At 30.1% G+C, this 2,328-nt stretch carries 2 protein-coding genes and 1 pseudogene; all 3 read left to right on the plus strand.

Annotated elements, in window-relative coordinates:
* Positions 1–758: pseudogene (locus AABL85_RS17325) on the plus strand (hypothetical protein); the annotation flags it as partial.
* Positions 759–849: 91 nt separating this feature from the next.
* Positions 850–2,115: a gliding motility-associated C-terminal domain-containing protein gene (locus AABL85_RS17330; RefSeq protein WP_341311015.1), complete on the plus strand. Its 1,266-nt coding sequence runs from the start codon at positions 850–852 to the stop codon at positions 2,113–2,115.
* A gap of 11 nt (positions 2,116–2,126) precedes the next feature.
* Positions 2,127–2,328 (plus strand): type IX secretion system membrane protein PorP/SprF (locus AABL85_RS17335; RefSeq protein ID WP_341311016.1); only part of this gene is annotated, 202 nt, incomplete at its 3' end.

Genomic DNA, 2,328 nt, shown 5'->3' on the forward strand with positions numbered 1-2,328 from the left:
TTAGTTATATCGCTAGTGATGGATCTACTAAGGTTATAGATATATCATCAGTTGTTAAAGCTCATGAAACTGTAACGAGTTTAGTTAACAACAACGATGGTACCTATACTTATTTTAATGAGAGTTCATTTGATAAAGATGGTGTTCTAAAACAAGACGCTGTTGGTGTTAGTTTCTCAACTAATTCTTCTTCAGGAGGTGGAAGTACTTGGAATAAAGTAAGTACAATTAATTCTTCTTTTGATCCAGCAGAAGACGTTTATCGTACAGGTAAAGTACTTGTAGGTGTAGATGCATCTACATCTTTACCAGAAAATTTAAAGGAAAATGTGGATCTTTTTGTAGAAGGTAGTATTCAAACTAAAGGTAAGTTTTTTACAACAAATTCAGTGTATGCAGATTATGTTTTTGAAAAGTACTTTTTAGGAGACTCTTCAATTAAAACAACATATGAGTTTAATAGTCTTGATTATGTAAAAGCATTTGTTTCTAAGCATTACCATTTACCTGGAGTAACTCCAATTGGTGAATTAGAAAAAGATTCATATGGTTATCAGTTTGATTTATCAGAATTAACAATTCAACAACTAGAAAAAATAGAGGAATTATTTTTACATGCTATAGAGTTTGATGAGAGGCTAAATAAAAAAGATGAAAAAATAAATAACTTAATAGATAGTAATAGAAAATTAATAGAAAAGAATATTGAGTTTGAAAGCCGTTTGGAACAATTAGAGAATAAGCTTAATAATAGATAATATTATTAAGTAATTACACTTTATATCTTTTACTAAAGTAGATTTTTGAAAAAGGTATTTGTGTATGAGATATTAATTAAAAAAGAACGTTATGAGAAAAAATTTATATATAGTAATATCGACTCTAGTTCCTTGGCTTTCAAGTGCTCAAATTGTAAATGAAGGAGGGTTTTATGTAGAACCTAATACAATTGTATCCTGTGTTTCTAGCTTTTCAAATTTAGAAAAGGGTGAAATATATAATGATGGTTTGGTGTATTATTATGGTAACCTATCTAATAAAGGAATCTATGATTTTAGTGCTAATTTGAAGACGTCATATGCTTTTTTTGATCGAACAGATATAGATGATCAGATTCAAAACATAGAAGGAATTAGCCCTCTGTTTTTCAACCATGTTGTATTTAATAATACAAAAAAAGAGACGGCTTTTTTAGCCTCAGGAGATCTTTTTATTTTAGGAAATGCATCTTTTAAAGAAGGGATAGTTAAAATAAAAGATAAGAATACTCAATTTGTTTTTGATTATACTGCAAGTAGCACTGATGAGAGTGATTTTAGTCATGTTGAAGGAAGAGTAATTAAGTTTGGAAATACTCGCTTTAGATATCCTATTGGAGATGAAGGATTTTTTAGACCAGCTTTTATTAATGGAACAAAAACAATTAAAGAAACTGTATCTGCAGAATATGTTTTAAAAGATCAAAGTTTTTTTGATGAGCATCAAGAGGCAGAAGGTGTAATTTCTAAGATTAACACAAATGAATATTGGTATGTTAAGGATGAAAGTAAGCTTTCAAATTCTTTTTTACTGAGTTTAACTTGGGATGAACGTACAACACTTAAAGAAGTTATAAATGATCCAGAAAAAGAGCTGCATATTGTTCGCTGGGATGACGAAAAAAAGTTATGGGTGGATGAAGGAGGAGTAGTCGATATGTCAACTAAAATGGTAACTACCCCTACTACAGTAAAAGGATACGGCTATTTTACTTTAGCAACTGTGAAAAAGGATTGGATGTTAGATGGAGATATTGTGATCTATAATTTGGTTACTCCAAATGGAGATGGTAAAAACGATTACTTTGTTATTGAAAATATCAATAAGTATCCTAATAATAAAGTGGAAATCTATAACCGTTGGGGAGTTAAGGTATATGAAACTATTAATTACGATTCGAATGGTGATGGAAGTATCAATGTGTTTACTGGGTATTCAGAGGGTAGAACTACTGTCGAAAAAAATAAAAAATTACCTAGTGGTACATACTTTTATGTCTTGACATATGAATATAAAGACAGTAATGGGAGTCGTATGATAAAGAAAGCATCTAATCTACATTTAGAAACCAATTAAACTTAAAAGATATGAGATTAAAAGATAAAATTATAACAATCGTTCTTGGAGGTTTAAGTTTGTTTAGTATAACACAGATTTATGCTCAGCAAGATCCGCAGTATACCCAGTATATGTATAATGCTAATATGATCAACCCAGCTTATGCAGGTAGTAGAGGAACACTTAATGTGTTTGGGATGTACAGAACACAATGGGTAGGACTAGATGGAG

Source organism: Myroides odoratimimus (assembly GCF_038039805.1).
GTDB lineage: Bacteria > Bacteroidota > Bacteroidia > Flavobacteriales > Flavobacteriaceae > Flavobacterium > Flavobacterium odoratimimum_B.